This is a genomic window from Amycolatopsis sp. 2-15 (genome assembly GCF_030285625.1).
Lineage (GTDB): Bacteria > Actinomycetota > Actinomycetes > Mycobacteriales > Pseudonocardiaceae > Amycolatopsis > Amycolatopsis carbonis.
In genome coordinates, this window is sequence record NZ_CP127294.1 from 5141323 (window position 1) to 5160587 (window position 19265).

The following is a 19265-nucleotide window of genomic DNA, read 5'->3' on the forward strand; positions in this document are numbered from 1 at the left end:
TTGATCGACAGGGAGCTCCTGCTCGAAGGCAAGAACGTGCTCGTGGCGGGCGCCGGCGTCACCGGGAAGTCGGTGGTTCCGGTCCTGCGGGAGCTGGGCGCCCACGTGACGGTCACCGACGGCAACGTCGAGCGGCTCGAAGAGCTGGCCGGCCTCGGCGCCGAGCTGGTGCCGGGCCTCAGCGTTCCGCCGCCGGGCACCGTGCTCGTGGTGACGAGCCCGGGCTGGCGGCCCACGTCGCCGCTGCTGACCGCCGCGGCCGCAGCGGGCATCGAGGTGATCGGCGACGTCGAGCTGGCCTGGCGAATCGGGCAGCTGCGCGAGCGGCCGCCGTCGTGGCTGGTGATCACCGGCACCAACGGCAAGACCACCACCGTCGGCATGCTCGAGTCGATGCTGCGCGCAGGTGGCGTCGACGCTGTGGCCTGCGGGAACGTCGGCTACGCGGTGCTCGACGCCGTGCGGGCCGGCCACGCCGTGCTCGCCGTGGAGCTCTCCAGCTTCCAGCTGCACTGGTCCTCGACGCTCGCGCCCGACGCGTCGGTGGTGCTCAACCTCGCCGAGGACCACATCGACTGGCACGGCTCGATGGCGGAGTACGGCGCCGCGAAGGGCCGGGCCCACGAACGCTCGCGCGTGGTCGTGCACAACACCGACGACGAGTGGTCGACCCGCCTCGCCGAGGAGCACGCGCCCGAGGGCGCCCGCCGCGTCGGGTTCCGCCTGGACACGCCGTACGCCGGCGAACTGGGGCTGGTCGAGGACCTGTTGGTGGACCGCGCCTTCGTCGCCGATCCCGCCACGAGCGCGGAAGAGCTGGCGACCATCGCCGACGTCCGACCGCCCGGGCCGCACAACGTCGCCAACGCGCTGGCGGCTGCCGCCCTCGCGCGAGCCCACGGCGTGTCGACCGAGGCCGTGCTCAAGGGGCTGCGCGAGTACCAGCCGGCGCCGCATCGCGCACAGGAGGTCGCCGAGATCGGCGGCGTGCGTTACGTGAACGACTCGAAGGCCACCAACCCGCACGCCGCGAGTGGCTCGCTGCGGGCCCACGAGAGCATCGTGTGGATCGCGGGGGGACAGCTCAAGGGCGCGGCGGTCGACGAACTCGTGGCCTCGATCGCTGGCCGGCTGCGCGGAGTTGTGCTACTCGGTGTGGATTCACCCGTGATCGCAGCTGCTGTTGCGCGACACGCGCCGGATGTCCCGGTGAACCGCCTCCGTCCGGGTGACCATGAACCCATGACTGCGGCGGTGGATGCGGCCAGCGCAATGGCTCACCCTGGTGACGTGGTGCTGCTCGCGCCCGCCGCCGCCTCGTTGGACATGTTCCGCAACTACGGCGAGCGCGGCGACGCGTTCATCGCGGCGGTGCGTGTCCTCGCGGGCGGTGCGGCGGGGGCGGCGAATGACGGTAGTTGACGAGAAGCGGACCCAGGACCGGCCCGACCGGCCGAAGCGGCGGGAGCGCAAGGTAAGCGCGTTCGTGGCTTTCCGCACCGCGCTCACGGCGTGGCTCTCGCGGCCGCTGGCGTCTTTCCACCTCGTGCTCGCCCTCACCGGGGTGCTCACCGTGATCGGCATCGTGATGGTGCTGTCCGCGTCGTCGGTGACCTCCTACGACCCGACCACGGGCAGCAGCGTGTACTCGCTGTTCTACCGCCAGCTGATGTTCGTGGCGATCGGCACCGTGGTGTTCTGGATCGGCCTGCGGATCAAGCTCGAGCGCATCCGCCGGATGTCGGCGACCATGGTGGTGATCTGCCTCGGCCTGCTGATGCTGGTGCTCACGCCGCTGGGGTCCACCGTGAACGGCTCGCAGGGCTGGTTCAAGCTCGGCGTGTTCACGTTCCAGCCGGTGGAGGCCGCGAAGGTCGCGCTGGCGTTCTGGGGCGCGCACATCCTGGTGATCAAGTACAACGTGATCCACCAGTGGCGCCATCTGCTCGTGCCCGTCGTGCCGGTCGCCCTCGTGATGTTCGCCCTGGTCATGCTGCAACCCGACCTCGGCGGCACGGTCACGCTCGCCGTGGTGCTGCTGGCGCTGCTGTGGTTCGCGGGCGCGCCCAAGCGGCTCTTCGGCGTGATCATGGCCGGTGGCCTGGCCGGGGTGCTGGCGCTGGCGATCATCGCGCCGTACCGGCTCGACCGCGTGCTGTCGTTCCTCTCGCCGGACACCGACCTCAGTTCCGCCGGCTACCAGGCCAACCAGGCGAAGCTCGCACTCGCCGACGGCGGCCTGTTCGGCAAGGGCCTCGGCCAGGGTGCGTCCAACTGGGGCTACCTGCCCAACGTGCAGAACGACTTCATCTTCGCCCTCGTCGGTGAAGAACTCGGATTTGTGGGCTGCGCCGTGGTGCTCGCCCTGTACTCGCTGGTCGCGGTGGTCGGGCTGCGGATCGCGACGCGCAACATCGATCCGTGGATCCGGATCGTCGCGGGCACGCTCACGATGTTCCTGGTCGCGCAGGCCGCCATCAACATCGGCTACGTCGTCGGCCTGCTGCCCGTCACCGGGGTCACGCTGCCGTTGATCTCCTACGGCGGCACCTCGCTGCTCATCACGATGCTCATCATGGGCGTGCTCGCCAACGCCGCCCGGCACGAACCGGAGGCGGTGGCCGCACTGCGTTCGCAGGGCCCGGGTAAATTCGGACGCCTGCTGAGGCTGCCCGCGCCCGACCCGTACCGCCCGCCCACGACCACCCGCAAGGGACTGGCCGGGCGGGGGACCGGTTCGGGTGCCAAGGCGGCCCGGCCGGCGCCACGCGCGGCCCGGCCCGCACCGGCGCAGGAGCGCCGCAGGTCGGTCCGCCAGCCGACGCGGCGCAGCACTGCCGCACGGACGAACGCGGCGCGGACAACAGCGAACCGCGGTGCCAGGGGTACCGCGAACCGGAGAGGTCATTGGTGAGTAACCCCGTCAAGGGAGCCGAGCGATCCCCCTCGGGCAAGGTGCCCGTGGTGGTCGTCGCCGGAGGTGGCACCGCAGGACACATCGAACCCGCCCTCGCCCTGGCCGACGCCGTCATGCGGCTGCGCCCCGACGCGAAGGTGATCGCGCTGGGCACGGCGCGCGGCCTGGAGAACAAGCTCGTGCCGGCTCGCGGTTACCCGCTTGAGCTGATCCCGCCGGTGCCGATGCCGCGCAAGCCGACCCCGGAGCTGCTGCGGCTCCCGTTGAAGGTCCGCGACTCCGTGCGCCGGACCCGCGACGTGCTGGAGCGCGTCGGCGCCGACGTCGTGGTGGGCTTCGGCGGCTACGTCGCGCTGCCCGCGTACCTCGCCGCGCGGGGCCGCACGCCGATCGTGGTCCACGAGGCCAACAAGTCGCCGGGCCTGGCCAACAAGGTGGGCGCCCGCTTCGCCGCGCGCGTCGCCGTGGCCGTGCCGGGCACGCCGCTGCCGAAGGCCGAGGTCGTCGGGATCCCGCTGCGCCGGTCGATCACCTCGCTGGACCGCGCCGCGCTGCGCGCCGAAGCCCGCGAGTTCTTCGACCTCGACCCGGACGCCCCGACGCTGCTGGTGTTCGGCGGCTCGCAGGGCGCGCAGTCGATCAACAGCGCCGTGTCCGGTGCCGCGAAGGAGCTGGCCGAGGCCGGCGTCGGTGTGCTCCACGCCCACGGCCCGAAGAACACCCTGGTGGTGCAGGAGTTCCCGGGCAAGCCGGCGTATGTGCCGGTGCCGTACCTAGAACGCATGGACCTCGCCTACGCCGCCGCCGACGTGGTGCTGTGCCGCTCGGGCGCGATGACCGCGGCCGAGGTGTCCGCCGTCGGGCTGCCCGCGGTGTTCGTGCCGCTGCCGCACGGCAACGGCGAGCAGGCCGTGAACGCCCAGCCCGCCGTCGACGCGGGTGCCGCCTTCCTGGTGGCCGACGGGGAGCTCACCCCGGCCAAGGTGGCCGAGCTGGTGGTGCCGCTGGTCACCGACGCCGCCCGCGTCGCGAAGATGAGCGTGGCCGCCGTGGGCCTGGGACACCGCGAGGCCGACGAGACGCTCGCCAAGATCGTGCTGGAGGCCGCAGGTGCCTGAGCTGCCCGAAGAACTGCGCCGCGCGCACCTGATCGGCATCGGCGGGGCCGGCATGTCCGGCATCGCGCGCATCCTGCTCGCCCGCGGGGCGGCCGTGTCCGGCTCGGACGCCAAGGAGTCGCGCGCGCTGCTGTCGCTGCGCGCCCAGGGCGCCGAGCTGTTCGTGGGCCAGCGCGCGGAGAACCTCGACGCGCTCGCCGAAGCCCCGTCGGCCGTCGTGGTGTCCACGGCGATCAAGGAGTCGAACCCCGAGCTGGCCGCGGCTCGCGCGCGGAACATCCCCGTGCTGCACCGCGCGCAGGCGCTCGCCGGGCTGATGGAGGGCCACCGCGTGGCCTGCATCGCCGGCACGCACGGCAAGACCTCGACCACGTCGATGCTCACCGTGGCTCTGCAGCACTGCCGGCTCGACCCGTCGTTCGCGATCGGCGGCGACCTCAACGAGTCGGGTGCCAACGCGCACCACGGCGAGGGCGGGGTCTTCATCGCGGAAGCCGACGAGAGCGACGGCTCGTTCCTCACGTACTCGCCGTCGGTCGCCGTGGTGACCAACGTCGAGCCCGACCACCTGGACCACCACGGCACGGCCGAGGCCTACGTGAAGGTGTTCACGGAGTTCGTCGGGCGCCTGCAGCCGGGTGGCCTGCTCGTGGTGTGCGCCGACGACCCGGGCGCCGCGGTGCTGGGCGACGAGGCCGCCGCCGAAGGCGTGCGGGTGCGCCGCTACGGCCGCACCGCCACCGGCGAGGGTGACGTGCGCGTGCTCGACTACAAGCCCGCCCCGGACGGCGGCCAGGTGCGCCTGGCGCTCGACGGCGAAGAGCTCGACCTGCGTGTGGCCGTGCCGGGCGAGCACATGGCGCTCAACGCGGTCGCCGCCCTGCTGGCCGGGCTCGAGCTGGGCGCGCCCGTGGCCGGCCTGGCCGAGGGGCTCGCCGCGTTCGGCGGGGTGCGCCGCCGCTTCGAGTTCAAGGGCCGCTCCGGCGACGTCCGCGTGTACGACGACTACGCCCACCACCCGACGGAGGTGGCCGCTCAGCTCAAGGCCGTGCGCACGGCGGCCGGGCTCGGCCGGGTGCTCGTGGTGTTCCAGCCGCACCTGTACTCGCGCACGCAGACGTTCGCGGCGGAGTTCGCCGAAGCGCTGTCGCTCGCCGACGAGGTCGTGGTGCTCGACGTGTACGGCGCTCGCGAGGAGCCGGTGCCGGGTGTGACGGGCGCGCTGATCGCCGACGGCGTGACGAGCCCGGTGCATTACCAGCCCGCGTTCGACCTCGCGGCGAAGCTCGTGGCCGACCTCGTGAAGCCGGGTGACCTCGTGGTGACCATGGGCGCGGGTGACGTGACCCAGCTGGGCCCGGAGATCCTGGCCGAGCTCGACCGGAGGATCGCGGGCGCATGACGTCGACCAGGGAGCGCCGCAACCCGCCCTCGTCCGAAGAGGACGAGCGGGATCGCGCTGCCCTGGCCCGCGCCCGGCGGGGGCGGCGCTCGGAAGAGGAGCGCCGCCGCACCCGCTCGAGCCGCTCTTCGGCGCCGCGTTCGGGCCGGGCGACTCGCGCGGAGAGCCTGCGCGCGCGTCCGACGCGGAAGAAGGAGATCCGCCGCCGCTGGGTCGCGCTGCTCGTGGTCGTCACGCTCGTGGGCCTGGGATATCTGCTGTTCTTCAGCTCGATGCTCGGGGTGAAGGACGTGGCGGTGCAGGGCGCGAAAACGGTGTCGGCGGAGCAGATCCGGGCCGTCGCCGCCGTGCCGGTCGACAAGCCGATGCTGCTCGTCGACGTCGACGGGATTCGCGACCGCGTGGCGGAGATGCCGGGTGTCGCGACCGTCGACGTGTCGCGCTCGTGGCCGAGCACCGTGGAGATCTCGGTGACCGAGCGCACGGCCATCGCGTTTTTCGACAGCGGCCCGGGCGGCGACGGGGTGCACCTCGTCGACGGCGGCGGGGTCGTGTTCAAGACCGTGAAGACGCGCCCGGCGGGGCTGCCCGAGCTCAAGCTGCCCAAGGTGTCGGCCGACGACCCGGTGACGCGTGCCGTCACCGCGGTGCTCGGCGTGATTCCGCAGGCGCTGCTCAAGCAGGTCACCACCGCCACGGCGCAGACCCCGGCCAGCGTCCAGTTCACCCTCACCGACGGCAAGACCGTCCGCTGGGGTGACGCCGGCAAGACCGACCGCAAGGCGAAGGTCCTGGCCGCCCTGCTCACGCAGAAGGGCAAGGTCTACGACGTCTCCGCGCCCGAGCTGCCGACCATTACGTCCTGACCTCGTCTTTTCCACTGGCACCATCTTCTCCGTATGCTGTACGCTGTTTTATTCCGTACGGCATACGAGAGACTTTGTGGCAGATGAGAAGAGGTGGGGAAGTCATGCCGATCCTGGTGACGGGTGCCACCGGAAACGTCGGGCGGCTCGTGGTCGACGAACTCCTGGCCCGCGGCGCGGCGGTGCGCGCGTTGACGAAGGACCCGGCGCAGGCAGCGCTGCCGGCCGGGGCCGAGGTGGTCGTGGGGTCGCTCGCGCGACCGTCGACGCTGCCGCAGGCCCTTGAGGGCGTCGAGGACGTGTACCTCGCGCCGATGGCGCGCACGGTCACGCGGTTCTGCGAGCTCGCCGCCGAGGCGGGCGTGCGGCGGGTGGTCGCGCTGTCGGGCAGCAGCGTCGGGGACGAGCAGGCCGGGTCGAGCGGGCCTGAGTTCGCGGCGGTGGAGGCCGCCGTGACGAAGGCCGGGTTCGCCCGGACGTTCCTGCGGCCGGGGGTGTTCATGGCGAACTCGCTCGGCTGGGCGCATTCCGTGCACACGCACGGGGAAATCCGCGCCGCGTATGCGGAAGCGACGCAGACGCCGATCGACCTGACCGACATCGCGGCCGTCGCGGCGCACGTGCTCACCACCGAGGGCCACGACGGGCGGACGTATGTCCTCAGTGGACCGGAGGCGCTCACGTTGCGGGAAATGGCCGGGAAAATCGCCGCGGCGCTGGGCCGCGACGTGCCGTTCGTGGAGCTGACCCGGGAGCAGCAGCACGCCGAGTGGGTCGAGCTGGGGATCCCGGGGGAGATCGCCGACTGGCTGCTCGACGGGTTCGCCGCCGCGGTGGCGCGGCCGGAGGTGGCGACCGGCGTCGTTGAGGACCTGCTGGGCCACCGCGGGGTGACCTACTCCGAGTGGGCTGCTCGCCACACCGGTGTGTTCTCCTGAGCGCGGGTCAGTTGTCGGCCTCAGTTATCAGCAGAGCGCCGTTCTGTTGTCCACCAGGCCAGCGCGATCAGTGGGATGACGGCGCCGAAGATCGACACGGCCGTCCAGCCGCCCAGGTGGTAGAGGACCGAGCCGATCTCCGACCCGATCGCCCCGCCCACGAAGAACGTGGCCAGGTAGATGCTGTTCACGCGGGCACGGGCGTTCGGGTCGAGCTGGTAGATCACGTGCTGGCCCGACACCATCGTGGTCTGCACGGCCATGTCGAGGGCGATCGCCGCCACGGCGAGCAGGATCACGCTGTGCGCGCCGAACCCGCCGACGCCGAACGCCACCGCGCACAGCAGGAAGGACGCGCCGGTGGCCACCCGGCCGTGACCGTGGTCCGCCCAGCGCCCGGCCAGCGGCGCGATCGCGGCCCCGGCCGCGCCGACGAGTGCGAACAGCCCGACGCCCAGCTGCGAGTAGTGGAACGGCGCGGAGGTGAGCACGAACGCGATCGTGGTCCAGAAGGCGCTGAACACCGAGTAGAGCGCGGCCTGGTACAGGGCGCGGCGGCGCAGTGCCGGGTGGTCGCGGGCGAGCCGCAGCGTCGAGCGCAGCAGCTCTCCATAGTGGACGGACGTCTTCGGCGCGCGCCGCGGCAGGCTGAAGCGCAAAGCCACGGCGAGGATCGCCATCAGCCCGGCCGAGATGAGGAACACGACCCGCCAAGTCGTGACCTCGGCCAGCAGGCTCGCGGCGACGCGGGAGAGCAGGATGCCGAACAGCAGCCCGCTCATCACGCGCCCGACGATGCGCCCGCGCACGGCGTCGGGCGTGAGGTCGGCCGTGAGCGGGATCAGGATCTGCACCACGACCGACGTCGAGCCGGCGATGAGCGACGCGATCAGCAGCACGGAGAACTGCGGCGCGAGGCCGGTGGCCACGAGTCCGGCGCACGCGATGGCCAGCAGCAGCGACACCAGGCTGCGGTTCTCCACGCGGTCGCCCAGCGGGACGATCAGCAGCATGCCCGCCGCGTAACCGATCTGGGTGGCGGTGACCACCCCGCCGGCTGCGGCCTCGCCCACACCGAACGTGGTCCGCAGCTCGTTGAGCAACGGCTGCGCGTAGTAGAGGTTCGCGACCGTCAGTCCACAAGAGACGGCGAGCAGCAGGACGAGCCACGAGGGTGGCGCCTGCTGGGGCGCCGTGGGCGACGCGGTCTCGGCTTCGGGCTGGGCCACGGGCACCTCGTTCTCGACAACCGGAACAACCGGTTCCCGAGTCTAACAGCCGGTAACGGGCGCCCCGGGGTGATCTACGCGACCCGGAACCACTTGCGCGCCGCCGGTTTCCGCCCGGCGTGTCCGGGTTACCCGGAGCCCGCTCCGGCCACTGTGGACAGTTGTCCTGTGCACTGGCGTCAAGCAGGCCGGCAGACCCTCGCGGATCGGACAGTGCGGTGAAGCCCCCTCCAGCCGGAGGGGGCTTCACCGCCTGGTGAATCAGGCGAGCGCCGCGTCCATCGTGATCGTGGTGCCGGCGAGGGCCTTGGTGACCGGGCAGGTCTTCTCGGCGGTCTCGGCCAGCTCCGCGAACTGCTCCGGCGTCACGCCGTCGAGCTTCGCGCGCAGGGTGATGGCGATGCCGCTGATCTCGAAGCCGCCGCCCTGGGCCGGGCCGAGCGTGACCTCGGCGGAGACGTCGATGGACTCCGCCTCGAGCTTCTGGGACTCCAGCACGCCCGACAGGTTCATCGCGAGGCACGAGGAGTGCGCGGCGGCGATGAGCTCTTCGGGGCTGGTCTGGCCGTCGGGGTTGCCCGAGCGGGTGGGGAACGACACGTCGAACGTGCCGGCGTTGGACGAGTCGAGCGTGACCTCGCCCTTGCCCTTCTGCAGTCCGCCGGTCCAGTGGGTCGTCGCGTCGCGGCTGGGCACAACTGCCTCCTCGGTATCGGATCCGCCCGGGGTGGGGGATCGCTGTGGTTCGTCTGTCGTGAACAGTAGTGCGCAACAAGATTGTGCACAACCTATCTGGCGAAAAAGATTGCCCGGTGCGGAAGGCTGCACCTCGTGACCACACCACCGCAACGCCCCGACCCGCCCATGGACGCCGACGAGCGCACCCAGCTCACCGGCTTTCTCGACTTCCTGCGCGCGAGCGTCGTCTGGAAAACCGGCGGGCTCACCGACGAGCAGGCCTGCCGCCGCCACCTGCCCAGCGAGCTGACCACCATCGCCGGCCTGCTCGGGCACCTCACGCTGGTGGAGAACTACTGGTTCCGCGTGGTGCTCGACGGTCAGCCCGACGAGTGGGAAGCGGCCCTGGAGCTCGACCGCGACGCCGAGTTCCGCGCGGCGCTGACAACCCCGATCGAGCAGCTCGTGGCCGGCTACGAAGCCGAGATCGCGCGCTGCCGCGAGGTCGTGGCGGCGCGCGAGTTCACCGACACCGCGCCGTACAAGGGAGACCGGCGGGTCAACGTGCGCTGGGTCGTGACGCACATGATCGAGGAGACCGCCCGCCACCTCGGCCACCTCGACCTGCTGCGCGAGATGACCGACGGCCTCACCGGCGAGTGAGCTTCTTCGGCGGCAACGGGAAGAACCCGCTGGTGCGCTCCACATACGTCGCGTAGCCCGGCCGCGTGCGCGCCAAGCCCTTCTCCAGCATCGGTTTCCCGGTGCCGCGGGCAAGAGTGAACGTCATCGCGATCGGCGAGAGGATCGTCGCCGCGCCGGGCCACGTCGAGCACGCCAGCAGGTACAGGCCCCACCACACGCAGGCGTCGCCGAAGTAGTTCGGGTGCCGCGTGTAGTGCCACAGCCCGGTGTCGAGCACCTTGCCGCGGTTGCCGGGGTCCGCGCGGAACCGGCTCAGCTGGGCGTCGCCGACGGACTCGAAGGTGAAGCCGAGCACCCACACCGCCACGCCGATCCACCCGAGCACGCCGAGGCCGGTGCCGTACATCGCGAACTGCACCGGCAGCGAGACGAACCACAGGATCGCGGCCTGCGCGAGAAACACGCGGACGAACATCCGCGCCCCCGGGTTGTCCCCGGCGCGTTCGACCATGCGCTGGTAGCGCGGGTCTTCGGGACCGCCGCGGTTGCGCAGGTGCAGGTGGACCGCGAGCCGCACGCCCCATCCGACCGTGAGCGCGGCCGTCACCAGCCGCAACACGAGCGGTCCGCTGCCCAAGGGGAACGCGACCACGGCGACGAGGGCGAAACCGAGCCCCCAGAACGTGTCGATGGTGTCGTATCGGCCGCGCAGGCGGGCGATCCCGAACGTGGCGGTCACCGCCACCAGCACCACGCCGGCGGTGATCGCGACGAGCGGACCGAGGCCGATCACGCCCACTCCCGCGTGGCCGGCATCCCGGAGCCGCCGGTGTCCAGGGGCCGCACGGCCAGGACCTGGTCCACGCCCATGCGGTTCTCCTCGAACGCCAGCGCGCCGCCCACCAGGTAGAGCCGCCACACGCGGGCCTCGGCCTCGCCGACCAGCGCGACGGCCTCGGCCCAGTGGAACTCCAGGGTCTCGGCCCACTCGCGCACGGTCGTCACGTAGTGCTCGCGCAGCGCGTGCACGTCGCGGATCTCGAACCCGGCCGTCTCGAGGTGCCCGAGCGTGCGGCTCAGCGGCCGCATCGTCATGTCCGGCGCGATGTAGCGCTCGATGAACGCGCCGCCGCCGGGCGCTGTGTCCCCGGCGCGCCCGCGCGACATCTGCTGCAGCACGAGCCGCCCGGCCGGGTTGAGCATGCGGAACAGCGTATTCGCGTACGTCGGATAGTTCTCTTCGCCGACGTGCTCGCCCATCTCGACGGACGCGACGGCGTCGAACGGCGCGTCCGTCAGCTCCCGGTAGTCCTGCTGTCGCACCTCGACGCGGTCTTCGAGGTCGTGCTGCTTCAGACGTCCCCGCACGTGCTGCACCTGCTCGGCCGACAGCGTCACGCCGACCGCGTGCACGCCGTGGTGCTTGGCCGCGTGCACCAGCAGCGAACCCCAGCCGCAGCCGACGTCGAGCAGGCGCATGCCGGGGCGCAGGCCGAGCTTGCGGCAGATCAGCTCCAGCTTGTCGTGCTGTGCCTGCGCGAGGCCGTAACCGGGCTCGTCCGAGGTCCAGTAGCCCGACGAGTAGGCCATCGAGTCGTCGAGCAGCAGCTGGTAGAAGGCGTTGGACAGGTCGTAGTGGTGGGCGATGGCCGACCGGTCGCGCCGCAGGCTGTGCAGCACGCCGGTCAGCCTCGCCTCCTCCGCCGGCGGTTTCGGCGGCAGGCCCAGCACACCCAGGCGCGCGGCGAGCCCGGCCGCGCCGGCCCAGTCCCGCGGGGCGAGCTGCACCCTCCTCAGCTCGCCCGCGCGGGTCAGCGCCCAGATCCGCCGGAACCCCTCGGTGAGGTCTCCCTCCACGTCGAGGTCGCCCGACACGTACGCGCGCGCCAGGCCCAGCTCGCCCGGTGCGTAGAGCAGCCGGCGCAGCGCGCGGCGGTTCTTCAGGACGACGGTCGGACCCTCGGGGCCCACCCGCTCGCCGTCCCACGCGCGGACGGCGACCGGCAGCGGCGCGCCGAGGAGGCGTTCGACGAAGGTGGCCAGGCGGTTCGCGATGCTGTTCGGCATACCCGGGGTTCGGAGCCCTCGGCGGCGCGGATGGGTCCCGATTTTCGATCCGGCTGCCACCAATCCACTACGGCACCGGTCCCGAATCCCCGCCGTGCACCAGACCACGGGACACCCCACAGGACACCGCATCGCTGTCATCGGCAGCGGGGTCGCCGGCCTCACCGCCGCCTACCTGCTGCAGCGCCGCCACGAGGTGCTGCTGTTCGAAGCCGACCCCCGGCTCGGCGGGCACGCCCACACCCACGACGTGCCCAGCGCCCACGGCGGCACGATCGGCGTGGACTCCGGCTTCATCGTCCACAACGAACGCACGTACCCGACGCTGCTGCGCCTGTTCGGCGAGCTCGGCGTGCGCACCCGCGAGACCGAGATGTCGATGAGCATCCGCTGCGACGGCTGCGGCCTCGAGTACGCCGGTGCGAAGGGCGGGCGCGGCCTGTTCGCGCAGCGGCGCAACGTCACCAACCGCCGCTACCTGCGTTTGCTCACCGAGGTCAAGCGCTTCCACCGGCACGCGGCGCGGCTGCTGCAGCGCGAGGACGCCGGCGACGTGGGGCTCGGCGCGTTCCTCGCGATCGGCGGGTACTCGCGCTATTTCGTGGACCACTTCGTGCTGCCGCTCGTGTCCACCGTCTGGTCGGCCGACCGCACCGACACGCTGAAGTACCCGGCGCGTTACCTGTTCGAGTTCCTGCGCAACCACGGGATGCTCACGGTGAAGAACTCGCCGACCTGGCGGACGGTCGAGGGCGGCTCGCGCGAATACGTGGAGCTGGCCGCGAAGCAGCTCACCGCCGTGCACCTGTCCACGCCGGTGCGCTCGGTGCGGCGGACCGCGCGGGGCATCGAGATCCGCGACGACGCCGACACCCGCCACCGCGTCGACCGCGTCGTGGTCGCCACCCACGCCGACCAGGCGCTGCGGCTGCTGGCCGACCCGACGCCCGCGGAGCGCGAGGTGCTCGGGGCGTTCCGCTACTCCCGCAACGACGCCTGGCTGCACACCGACACGAGCGTGCTGCCGAACGCCGAGGCCGCGCGCTCCGGCTGGAACTACCGCACGCCCGTGTGCGGCGCAGGCAGCGACGCCGTGCAGGTGAGCTACGACATGAACCGTCTGATGCGCCTGGACGAACCCACCGGCTACGTCGTCACACTCAACCCGCGGGACGAGCCCGGCGCTTCGTCGGTCGTCGCGAAGATGACGTACGAACATCCCGTGTACACGCCGGAGTCGGTTGCCGCGCAACGGAAGCTCGCGGCGTTGAACGACGGGGTGGTCGCGTATGCCGGCGCCTACCACGGCTGGGGGTTCCACGAGGACGGCTGCTCGTCGGGCGTCCGCGCGGCCGAGAGCTTCGGGGTGGGCTGGTGACCGCCGCGCTGTACGACGCCACGGTCGGCCACGTGCGCCGCGCCGACCCGCCGCACGCGTTCGTGCACAAGCTCTACCTGTGGCTGACCGACCTCGACTCGCCGCCGCGGCTGCCGTGGTGGCTGCGGCCGTTCGCGTCCTTCGACGGCCGCGACCACTTCGAGCCCGGCGCGGCGGGCGACATCCGGTCCAAACTGGACCGCTGGCTCGCGCACCGCGGAGTGGACCTGCGCGGCGGGCCGGTGACGATGCTCGCGTCGGCGCGCGTGCTGGGGTACGTGTTCAACCCGATCACCGTCTACTGGTGCCACACCCCCGACGGCGCGCTCGAGTGCGTCGTCGCCGAGGTCCACAACACCTACGGCGGGCGGCACGCGTACCTGCTGCGTCCTGACGCGGCGGGCGAGTCCCGCGCGGAGAAGGAGTTCTACGTGTCGCCGTTCCAGGAGATGGCGGGGGAGTACCGCATGCGCCTGCCGCGGCCCGACGCGCTGCTCGACCTAACGGTCGCGTTGTACCAAGGCGCGAAGACACCATTGCTCGCTACGCTGCGAGGAGTCCGGAGGCCGGCCGGCGCGCGTTCGCTCGCGCGGCTCGTGCTCGGCCGGCCCCTGCAGCCGCAGCGCGTGGCCGCACTGATCCGCCGCCACGGCGTCGCGCTGTGGCTGCGCAAGGCCCCGGTCGCCGGCCGGACCCCGCAGGACTCGTCAGGAGCGCTCCATGGATGAGACCGCCCGCCCGCGCCCGGTCGCGGCCGTGCCGGCGGGCGCCGAGCAGGCGCCCACCGCCGAGGACCTCATGGCCCAGGTCGCCAAGGGCGACGAGCGCGCGTTCGAGCTGCTCTACGACCGGCTGGCGGGACCGGTCTTCGGTCTCGTGCGGCGGATCGTGCGCGACTCGGCGCAGTCGGAGGAGGTGACGCAGGAGGTGCTCGTCGAGCTCTGGAAGATCGCCACGCGCTACTCGCCCGAGAAGGGCAGCGCGCTCAACTGGGCGATGACGCTGGCGCATCGCCGCGCCGTGGACCGCGTGCGGTCCGCCCGGGCCGGCACCGAACGCGAACAGAAGGCGACGTTCGAGGCCGCGCGCGGCCGGCCGTTCGACGAGGTGGCCGAATCGGTCACCGCCCGGCTGGAGCGCTCGCAGGTACGCCGCTGTCTCGAGTCGCTCACGGAGCTGCAGCGCGAGTCGGTGCTCCTGGCCTACTACCAGGGCTACACCTACCGCGAGGTCGCCGACGTGCTGGCGACTCCGCAGGGGACGATCAAGACGAGGGTGCGTGACGGGCTGATCCGGCTGCGCGACTGCCTGGGGGTGACCGCGTGAACTCGCCGGAGATGCACACGTTGACCGGTGCGTATGCGCTCGACGCCCTGTCGGACACCGAGCGCGCCCAGTTCCGCCGGCACCTCGAGCAGTGCGAGGCCTGCGCGCAGGAGGTCCGCGAGCTGCGGGCGACCGCGGGCCGGCTCGGCGCGGCGATGGCCGAGGAGCCGCCTGCGTCGCTGAAGCAGCGCGTGCTCGCCGAGATGCGCTCGACGCCGCAGCTGCCGCCGTTGACCGGGCCGGAGCCGGGGGAGCGCTCGCGCGGCCGGCGTCGCTGGCCGCTGATCCTGGCCACGGCGGCCGCGGTGGTCGGCCTCGCGCTCGCCGGGGTGTTCGGCGGGCTCGCCGCGACCACACAGGGGCGCCTCGACGCCGCGCAGTCGCAGCTGGACCAGGCGCGCGTGCGCTACCAGCCGGTCGCGGAGATCCTGTCCGCGCCGGACGCGCAGGCGGTCCACGGCACCGCGCCCGGCGGAGGCGGGGGCACGGTGGTCGTGTCGAAGCGGCTCGACCGCATGATGTTCATGGAATCGGACCTGCCGCCGTATCCCGCCGGGCACGTCTACCAGGCGTGGCTGATGGGCCCGAACCTCGCGCCGCGCCCGGCCGGGCTGCTGCCGGGCGGACCCGCGGGTTCGCTGGTGGTGGCCGACGGGCTGGCCGGCGCGGACCAGTTCGCGATCAGCGTGGAGCAGGCCGGTGGCTCGCCGACCGGAAAGCCTTCCGACGACGTGGTTCTCGTGATGTCGATGCCGGCCTGATCTCGGGCTGACGCTGCGCTGACCCCGCCGGGAGCGGCGGTACCGGTTTCCCACCGGTACCGCCGCTCCCGTGTTTCCGCGGCGCCATAGCAGACGGGTGGATCACGGGGAGATCGGGTTCCCGGCCTTGCGCCCTCGTTCGCGTTGTGGCAAAACACCTTTGCCGCACACGGCGTGGCTACTGGATTAGAGCCTGCCCGGTGCCTACCGTCCTGCTCTAACGCCGGTGGTTGACATAACTCTCATTCTCGGCTTGAGGGTCAGGGTTGCGGCCCCGGTGGGCAGCACGAGCACATCACGATCAGGAAGGCGGCCACGATGACGCCCCCGCACAACTACCTTGCGGTGATCAAGGTCGTCGGCATCGGCGGCGGCGGCGTGAACGCCGTGAACCGGATGATCGAGGTCGGCCTCAAGGGCGTCGAGTTCATCGCGGTGAACACCGACGCGCAGGCACTGCTCATGTCCGATGCCGATGTCAAGCTCGACATCGGCCGCGAACTGACCCGCGGTCTCGGTGCCGGCGCCGCCCCCGAAGTGGGGCAGAAGGCCGCCGAGGACCACCGCGAGGAGATCGAAGAGGTCATCAAGGGCGCCGACATGGTGTTCGTGACCGCCGGCGAGGGCGGTGGCACCGGCACCGGTGGCGCGCCGGTCGTCGCGCAGATCGCCCGCAAGCTGGGCGCGCTGACCATCGGCGTGGTGACCCGCCCGTTCACCTTCGAGGGCAAGCGCCGCGGCAAGCAGGCCGAGGACGGCATCCAGTCGCTGCGCAACGAGTGCGACACGCTGATCGTGATCCCGAACGATCGGCTGCTGCAGCTCGGCGACATCGGCGTGTCCCTCATGGACGCGTTCCGGTCGGCCGACGAGGTGCTGCTGTCCGGTGTCCAGGGCATCACCGACCTGATCACCACGCCCGGTCTGATCAACCTCGACTTCGCCGACGTGAAGAGCGTGATGTCCGGCGCGGGGTCCGCGCTCATGGGAATAGGGTCCGCACGCGGTGAGGGCCGCGCCATCCAGGCGGCGGAGAAGGCGATCAACTCGCCGCTGCTCGAGGCGTCGATGGACGGCGCCCACGGCGCGCTGCTGTCGATCGCGGGCGGCTCCGACCTGGGCCTGTTCGAGATCAACGAGGCCGCGTCGCTGGTGCAGGAGTCGGCGCACCCCGACGCCAACATCATCTTCGGCACGATCATCGACGACTCCCTCGGCGACGAGGTCCGCGTCACGGTGATCGCGGCCGGCTTCGACGCCGGCGCGCCCACGCACAAGAAGCTCGACCCGCCGGCGTTCGGCTCGCGTTCGGGCGGCACCACGGCGTCGGCCGCGGCCGGGCACGTGGGCGGCTCACAGCCGCCCGCACCGTCGGGCGGGGCCACGCCGGTGCCGCCGGCGAGCAGCTCCGGCTACCCGGTGGCACCGCCGCGCACGCAGCCGCCGCTGCCGCAGCCCGGCACCCCGCCGGGCGGCCTGCCCCAGCCGGGCGGCGGCTCGCGCGGCTACTCGCCGATCGGCTCCGGGCCGACGTCGGGCAGCCTGCCGAGCCGTCCGGCCACGGTGCACGACGACCCGTCGGACGACGAGGTCGACGTGCCGCCGTTCATGCGCCGCTAGGAAATTCGTTTCGCTTCGAAGGCCACCCCGACCCCGCGGTCGAGGTGGCCTTCGGCGTGTCCCGGCGCGTTTTGGAAGGATGGACCCGGTGCGAGTACGACGAGTCGTGACGACCAGGGCGGGCGGGGCTTCCCGGCCGCCGTACGACAGCTTCAACCTCGGCGACCACGTCGGCGACGAAGAGGGCAACGTGTTCGCGAACCGCGAGCGGCTGGCTTCCGAGCTCGGCCTGGCGCAGGAGCGGCTGGCGTGGATGGAGCAGGTGCACGGCCGCACGGCGACCGTGGTGGACGGCACCGAGACCCGGGCGGCGGAGGCCACCGATGCGCTGGTGACGGACAAGCCGGGCGTGGCGCTGGTGGTCCTCGTCGCCGACTGCGTGCCGCTGCTGCTGGCCGACCCCGAGGCGGGCGTGGTCGCGGCGGTGCACGCCGGACGCGTCGGCGCGCGCATCGGGGTGGTTCCGGCGGCGGTGGCCGCCATGCGCAGCCTCGGCGCCGAACCGGCCCGTATCGAGGCGCTGCTCGGCCCCGCGATCTGCGGCGCGTGTTACGAGGTGCCCGCCGACATGGCGGCCGACGTCGAGAAGCACGTGCCCGGCAGCGCTTGCAAGACCCGCCAGGGCACGCCGGGCCTCGACCTGCGTGCCGGGCTCTGGCAGCAACTGGCCGGGCTCGGCGTCGGGCGCATCGGCGTGGATCCGCGGTGCACGGCGGAGGACAAGACGCTCTTCAGCTACCGCCGCGACGGGACCACCGGCCGGATCGCCGGGATCACGTGGCTGGAGGCGGCATGAGCACCCGTCTCGCTGGCGTGCCGGTGTCCCGCGAGACCCGGGGGGCGGCGTGACGAGTGCCGAGCGGCGCGCCGAACTAGCGGCCTCGCTCGCCGGGATCGAGGACCGGATCGCCGCGGCGTGCGCGGCCGCGGGACGCGCGCGTGACGAGGTGCGGTTGCTGGGGGTGACCAAGACCTTCCCGGCAGCCGACGCGGCGCTCCTCGTGGATCTGGGGCTGCGGAACCTGGCCGAGAACCGAGACCAGGAGGCGGGTCCGAAGGCCGCGGAGGTCGGGGAGCTGCGTCCGGACGCCGCCCCACGGTGGCACATGGTCGGCAGCCTCCAGCGCAACAAGGCGCGTTCGGTCGTGCGCTGGGCGGCGGAAGTCCAGTCGGTCGACTCGGCGCGACTGGCCGACGCGCTGGGCCGTGCGGCCGGCAGCGCGCGGGAGGCGGGGGAGCGGTCCGAGCCGCTCGACGTGCTGATCCAGGTGAGCCTCGACGGTGACCCGGCGCGGGGTGGCACACCCCTGTCCGACCTCGGCGCGCTGGCCGATCACATCACCCACGTGGGTGAGCTCAGGTTGCGTGGCGTGATGGCCGTCGCACCCCGGGAAGAGGATCCGGGCAGGGCCTTTGCCCTGCTTGCCCAGGTGTCGGAGCGACTTCGCAAAGATCACCCGAATGCCGCAGAAGTCTCCGCCGGGATGAGCCATGATCTCGAACAGGCGATCACGCACGGCTCGACGTGTGTGCGTGTCGGAACCGCACTGCTCGGTGGGCGCGGTTTAGCCTCGCCGTAGGGAGTCCGCGTGGCCGTCACGTTTCGTGATCGGTCGGGTGGGGTAGCACGGTGCGGGAGCGGTTAGGGCTAGGGAGAGGCATGAGCGCGCTGCAGAAGCTGAAGGCCTACTTCGGGATGGTGCCCGCGGACGAGGACGGCTACGACGTCGAGGACGAGGAATACCGGCGTGACTACGACGACGAGTACGACTCCTACGACGAACCGCCGGCGCGATCGCGCACACGGTACCGCGAGGCCGATGACACGTACGACGAGCCCGCTCCGCGGGCCCGCTCACGGTCGGTCACCGCTGCGGAACCGACCACACACGGCGCGCTCGCCGTGGACCGCCAGCCCGAGCCCGTCGCCCGGCTGCGGCCGGTCACCGAGCCCGTGCGCGCGCCCGTCCGCGATCCGTTGAGCCGCATCACCACGCTGCACCCGACGAGCTACGTCGAGGCGCGCGCGATCGGCGAGCACTACCGCGAGGGCATCCCCGTGATCATCAACCTCACGGAGATGGAGAACGCGGACGCCAAGCGGCTCGTCGACTTCGCCGCGGGGCTCGCGTTCGCGCTCCGGGGGTCGATGGACAAGGTCACCAACAAGGTGTTCCTTCTCTCACCGCCGGATGTCGACGTGACCGCGGAGGACCGCCGGCGGATCGCCGAGGGCGGGCTTTTCCTTCGCGGCTGACGCGGGGCTGAAGCCCGGCGGACCGCTGGGCGCAGCCAGACGTGATTTTGTCGACTCGGCGCC

19 protein-coding genes are annotated in these 19265 nt (G+C 72.1%); 15 read left to right on the top strand and 4 right to left on the bottom strand.

Annotation, left to right across the window (positions count from 1 at the left end; all coding sequences use genetic code 11):
- The first annotated feature begins 18 nt into the window (after positions 1–18).
- The 6 genes from murD (at position 19) to QRX50_RS25550 (ending at position 7241) form a co-directional block, all read left to right on the top strand.
- Positions 19–1422 (top strand): UDP-N-acetylmuramoyl-L-alanine--D-glutamate ligase, encoded by a 1404-nt coding sequence (murD, locus tag QRX50_RS25525; protein ID WP_434533362.1) that lies wholly within the window; start codon positions 19–21, stop codon positions 1420–1422.
- Positions 1409–2914: a putative lipid II flippase FtsW gene (ftsW, locus tag QRX50_RS25530; RefSeq protein WP_285965708.1), complete on the top strand. Its 1506-nt coding sequence runs from the start codon at positions 1409–1411 to the stop codon at positions 2912–2914. The genes murD and ftsW overlap by 14 nt, the downstream gene beginning before the upstream one ends.
- Positions 2911–4035 (top strand): undecaprenyldiphospho-muramoylpentapeptide beta-N-acetylglucosaminyltransferase, encoded by a 1125-nt coding sequence (gene murG, locus QRX50_RS25535; protein ID WP_285965709.1) that lies wholly within the window; start codon positions 2911–2913, stop codon positions 4033–4035. Before ftsW ends, murG begins: the two co-directional genes overlap by 4 nt.
- A 52-nt stretch (positions 4036–4087) precedes the next feature.
- Positions 4088–5437, top strand: coding sequence for a UDP-N-acetylmuramate--L-alanine ligase (murC, locus tag QRX50_RS25540; RefSeq protein WP_434533363.1), 1350 nt, complete (start codon positions 4088–4090; stop codon positions 5435–5437).
- Positions 5434–6303, top strand: a complete 870-nt coding sequence (locus tag QRX50_RS25545) for a cell division protein FtsQ/DivIB (protein WP_285965711.1) — start codon at positions 5434–5436, stop codon at positions 6301–6303. The genes murC and QRX50_RS25545 overlap by 4 nt, the downstream gene beginning before the upstream one ends.
- A 104-nt stretch (positions 6304–6407) precedes the next feature.
- Positions 6408–7241: an NAD(P)H-binding protein gene (locus tag QRX50_RS25550; protein WP_285965712.1), complete on the top strand. Its 834-nt coding sequence runs from the start codon at positions 6408–6410 to the stop codon at positions 7239–7241.
- A gap of 20 nt (positions 7242–7261) precedes the next feature.
- On the opposite strand, the gene QRX50_RS25555 is transcribed toward QRX50_RS25550, so the two are convergent.
- A complete protein-coding gene (locus tag QRX50_RS25555; RefSeq protein ID WP_285965713.1) occupies positions 7262–8470 on the bottom strand; it encodes an MFS transporter in 1209 nt (402 codons plus the stop codon).
- Positions 8471–8731: 261 nt separating this feature from the next.
- Positions 8732–9166 carry an OsmC family peroxiredoxin gene (locus QRX50_RS25560; RefSeq protein WP_285965714.1) on the bottom strand — a complete coding sequence of 145 codons (435 nt, stop codon included), beginning with the start codon at positions 9164–9166 and terminating at the stop codon, positions 8732–8734.
- A 135-nt stretch (positions 9167–9301) separates the two neighbouring features.
- On the opposite strand from QRX50_RS25560, the gene QRX50_RS25565 reads away from it, so the two are divergent.
- On the top strand, positions 9302–9811 hold the full coding sequence (locus QRX50_RS25565) for a DinB family protein (protein ID WP_285965715.1): 510 nt from the start codon (positions 9302–9304) through the stop codon (positions 9809–9811).
- On the opposite strand, the gene QRX50_RS25570 is transcribed toward QRX50_RS25565, so the two are convergent.
- Positions 9798–10583, bottom strand: coding sequence for a DUF1295 domain-containing protein (locus QRX50_RS25570; protein WP_285974558.1), 786 nt, complete (start codon positions 10581–10583; stop codon positions 9798–9800). The genes QRX50_RS25565 and QRX50_RS25570 overlap by 14 nt on opposite strands.
- Entirely contained in the window at positions 10583–11860 is a 1278-nt protein-coding gene (locus QRX50_RS25575; protein ID WP_285965716.1) for an SAM-dependent methyltransferase, read from the bottom strand. The genes QRX50_RS25570 and QRX50_RS25575 overlap by 1 nt, the downstream gene beginning before the upstream one ends.
- Before the next feature lie 94 nt (positions 11861–11954).
- Here QRX50_RS25575 and QRX50_RS25580 point away from each other — a divergent pair, with 94 nt between their 5' ends.
- The 8 genes from QRX50_RS25580 (at position 11955) to QRX50_RS25615 (ending at position 19202) form a co-directional block, all read left to right on the top strand.
- Positions 11955–13238, top strand: coding sequence for an NAD(P)/FAD-dependent oxidoreductase (locus QRX50_RS25580; protein WP_285965717.1), 1284 nt, complete (start codon positions 11955–11957; stop codon positions 13236–13238).
- Positions 13232–13966 carry a DUF1365 domain-containing protein gene (locus QRX50_RS25585; RefSeq protein WP_285974559.1) on the top strand — a complete coding sequence of 245 codons (735 nt, stop codon included), beginning with the start codon at positions 13232–13234 and terminating at the stop codon, positions 13964–13966. The genes QRX50_RS25580 and QRX50_RS25585 overlap by 7 nt, the downstream gene beginning before the upstream one ends.
- Complete coding sequence (sigK, locus tag QRX50_RS25590) at positions 13959–14564, top strand: ECF RNA polymerase sigma factor SigK (RefSeq protein ID WP_285965718.1); 606 nt, start codon at positions 13959–13961, stop codon at positions 14562–14564. The genes QRX50_RS25585 and sigK overlap by 8 nt, the downstream gene beginning before the upstream one ends.
- Positions 14561–15325 carry an anti-sigma factor gene (locus tag QRX50_RS25595; protein ID WP_285965719.1) on the top strand — a complete coding sequence of 255 codons (765 nt, stop codon included), beginning with the start codon at positions 14561–14563 and terminating at the stop codon, positions 15323–15325. The genes sigK and QRX50_RS25595 overlap by 4 nt, the downstream gene beginning before the upstream one ends.
- A gap of 318 nt (positions 15326–15643) precedes the next feature.
- Positions 15644–16945, top strand: a complete 1302-nt coding sequence (gene ftsZ, locus QRX50_RS25600; RefSeq protein ID WP_285965720.1) for a cell division protein FtsZ — start codon at positions 15644–15646, stop codon at positions 16943–16945.
- A gap of 88 nt (positions 16946–17033) precedes the next feature.
- Positions 17034–17741 (top strand): peptidoglycan editing factor PgeF, encoded by a 708-nt coding sequence (gene pgeF / locus QRX50_RS25605; RefSeq protein WP_285965721.1) that lies wholly within the window; start codon positions 17034–17036, stop codon positions 17739–17741.
- Between the two features lie 49 nt (positions 17742–17790).
- Positions 17791–18525, top strand: a complete 735-nt coding sequence (locus tag QRX50_RS25610) for a YggS family pyridoxal phosphate-dependent enzyme (RefSeq protein WP_285965722.1) — start codon at positions 17791–17793, stop codon at positions 18523–18525.
- 80 nt (positions 18526–18605) lie between these two features.
- Positions 18606–19202 carry a cell division protein SepF gene (locus tag QRX50_RS25615; RefSeq protein WP_285965723.1) on the top strand — a complete coding sequence of 199 codons (597 nt, stop codon included), beginning with the start codon at positions 18606–18608 and terminating at the stop codon, positions 19200–19202.
- The last annotated feature ends 63 nt before the right edge of the window (positions 19203–19265 follow it).

Bases quoted from the DNA above. Each gene is read 5' to 3' on its own strand.
- ftsW (WP_285965708.1), top strand. From the start codon at position 1,409: ATGACGGTAGTTGACGAGAAGCGGACCCAGGACCGGCCCGACCGGCCG.
- murC (WP_434533363.1), top strand. From the start codon at position 4,088: ATGTCCGGCATCGCGCGCATCCTGCTCGCCCGCGGGGCGGCCGTGTCC.
- QRX50_RS25545 (WP_285965711.1), top strand. From the start codon at position 5,434: ATGACGTCGACCAGGGAGCGCCGCAACCCGCCCTCGTCCGAAGAGGAC.
- QRX50_RS25550 (WP_285965712.1), top strand. From the start codon at position 6,408: ATGCCGATCCTGGTGACGGGTGCCACCGGAAACGTCGGGCGGCTCGTG.
- QRX50_RS25575 (WP_285965716.1), bottom strand. From the start codon at position 11,860: ATGCCGAACAGCATCGCGAACCGCCTGGCCACCTTCGTCGAACGCCTC.
- sigK (WP_285965718.1), top strand. From the start codon at position 13,959: ATGGATGAGACCGCCCGCCCGCGCCCGGTCGCGGCCGTGCCGGCGGGC.
- ftsZ (WP_285965720.1), top strand. From the start codon at position 15,644: ATGACGCCCCCGCACAACTACCTTGCGGTGATCAAGGTCGTCGGCATC.
- QRX50_RS25615 (WP_285965723.1), top strand. From the start codon at position 18,606: ATGAGCGCGCTGCAGAAGCTGAAGGCCTACTTCGGGATGGTGCCCGCG.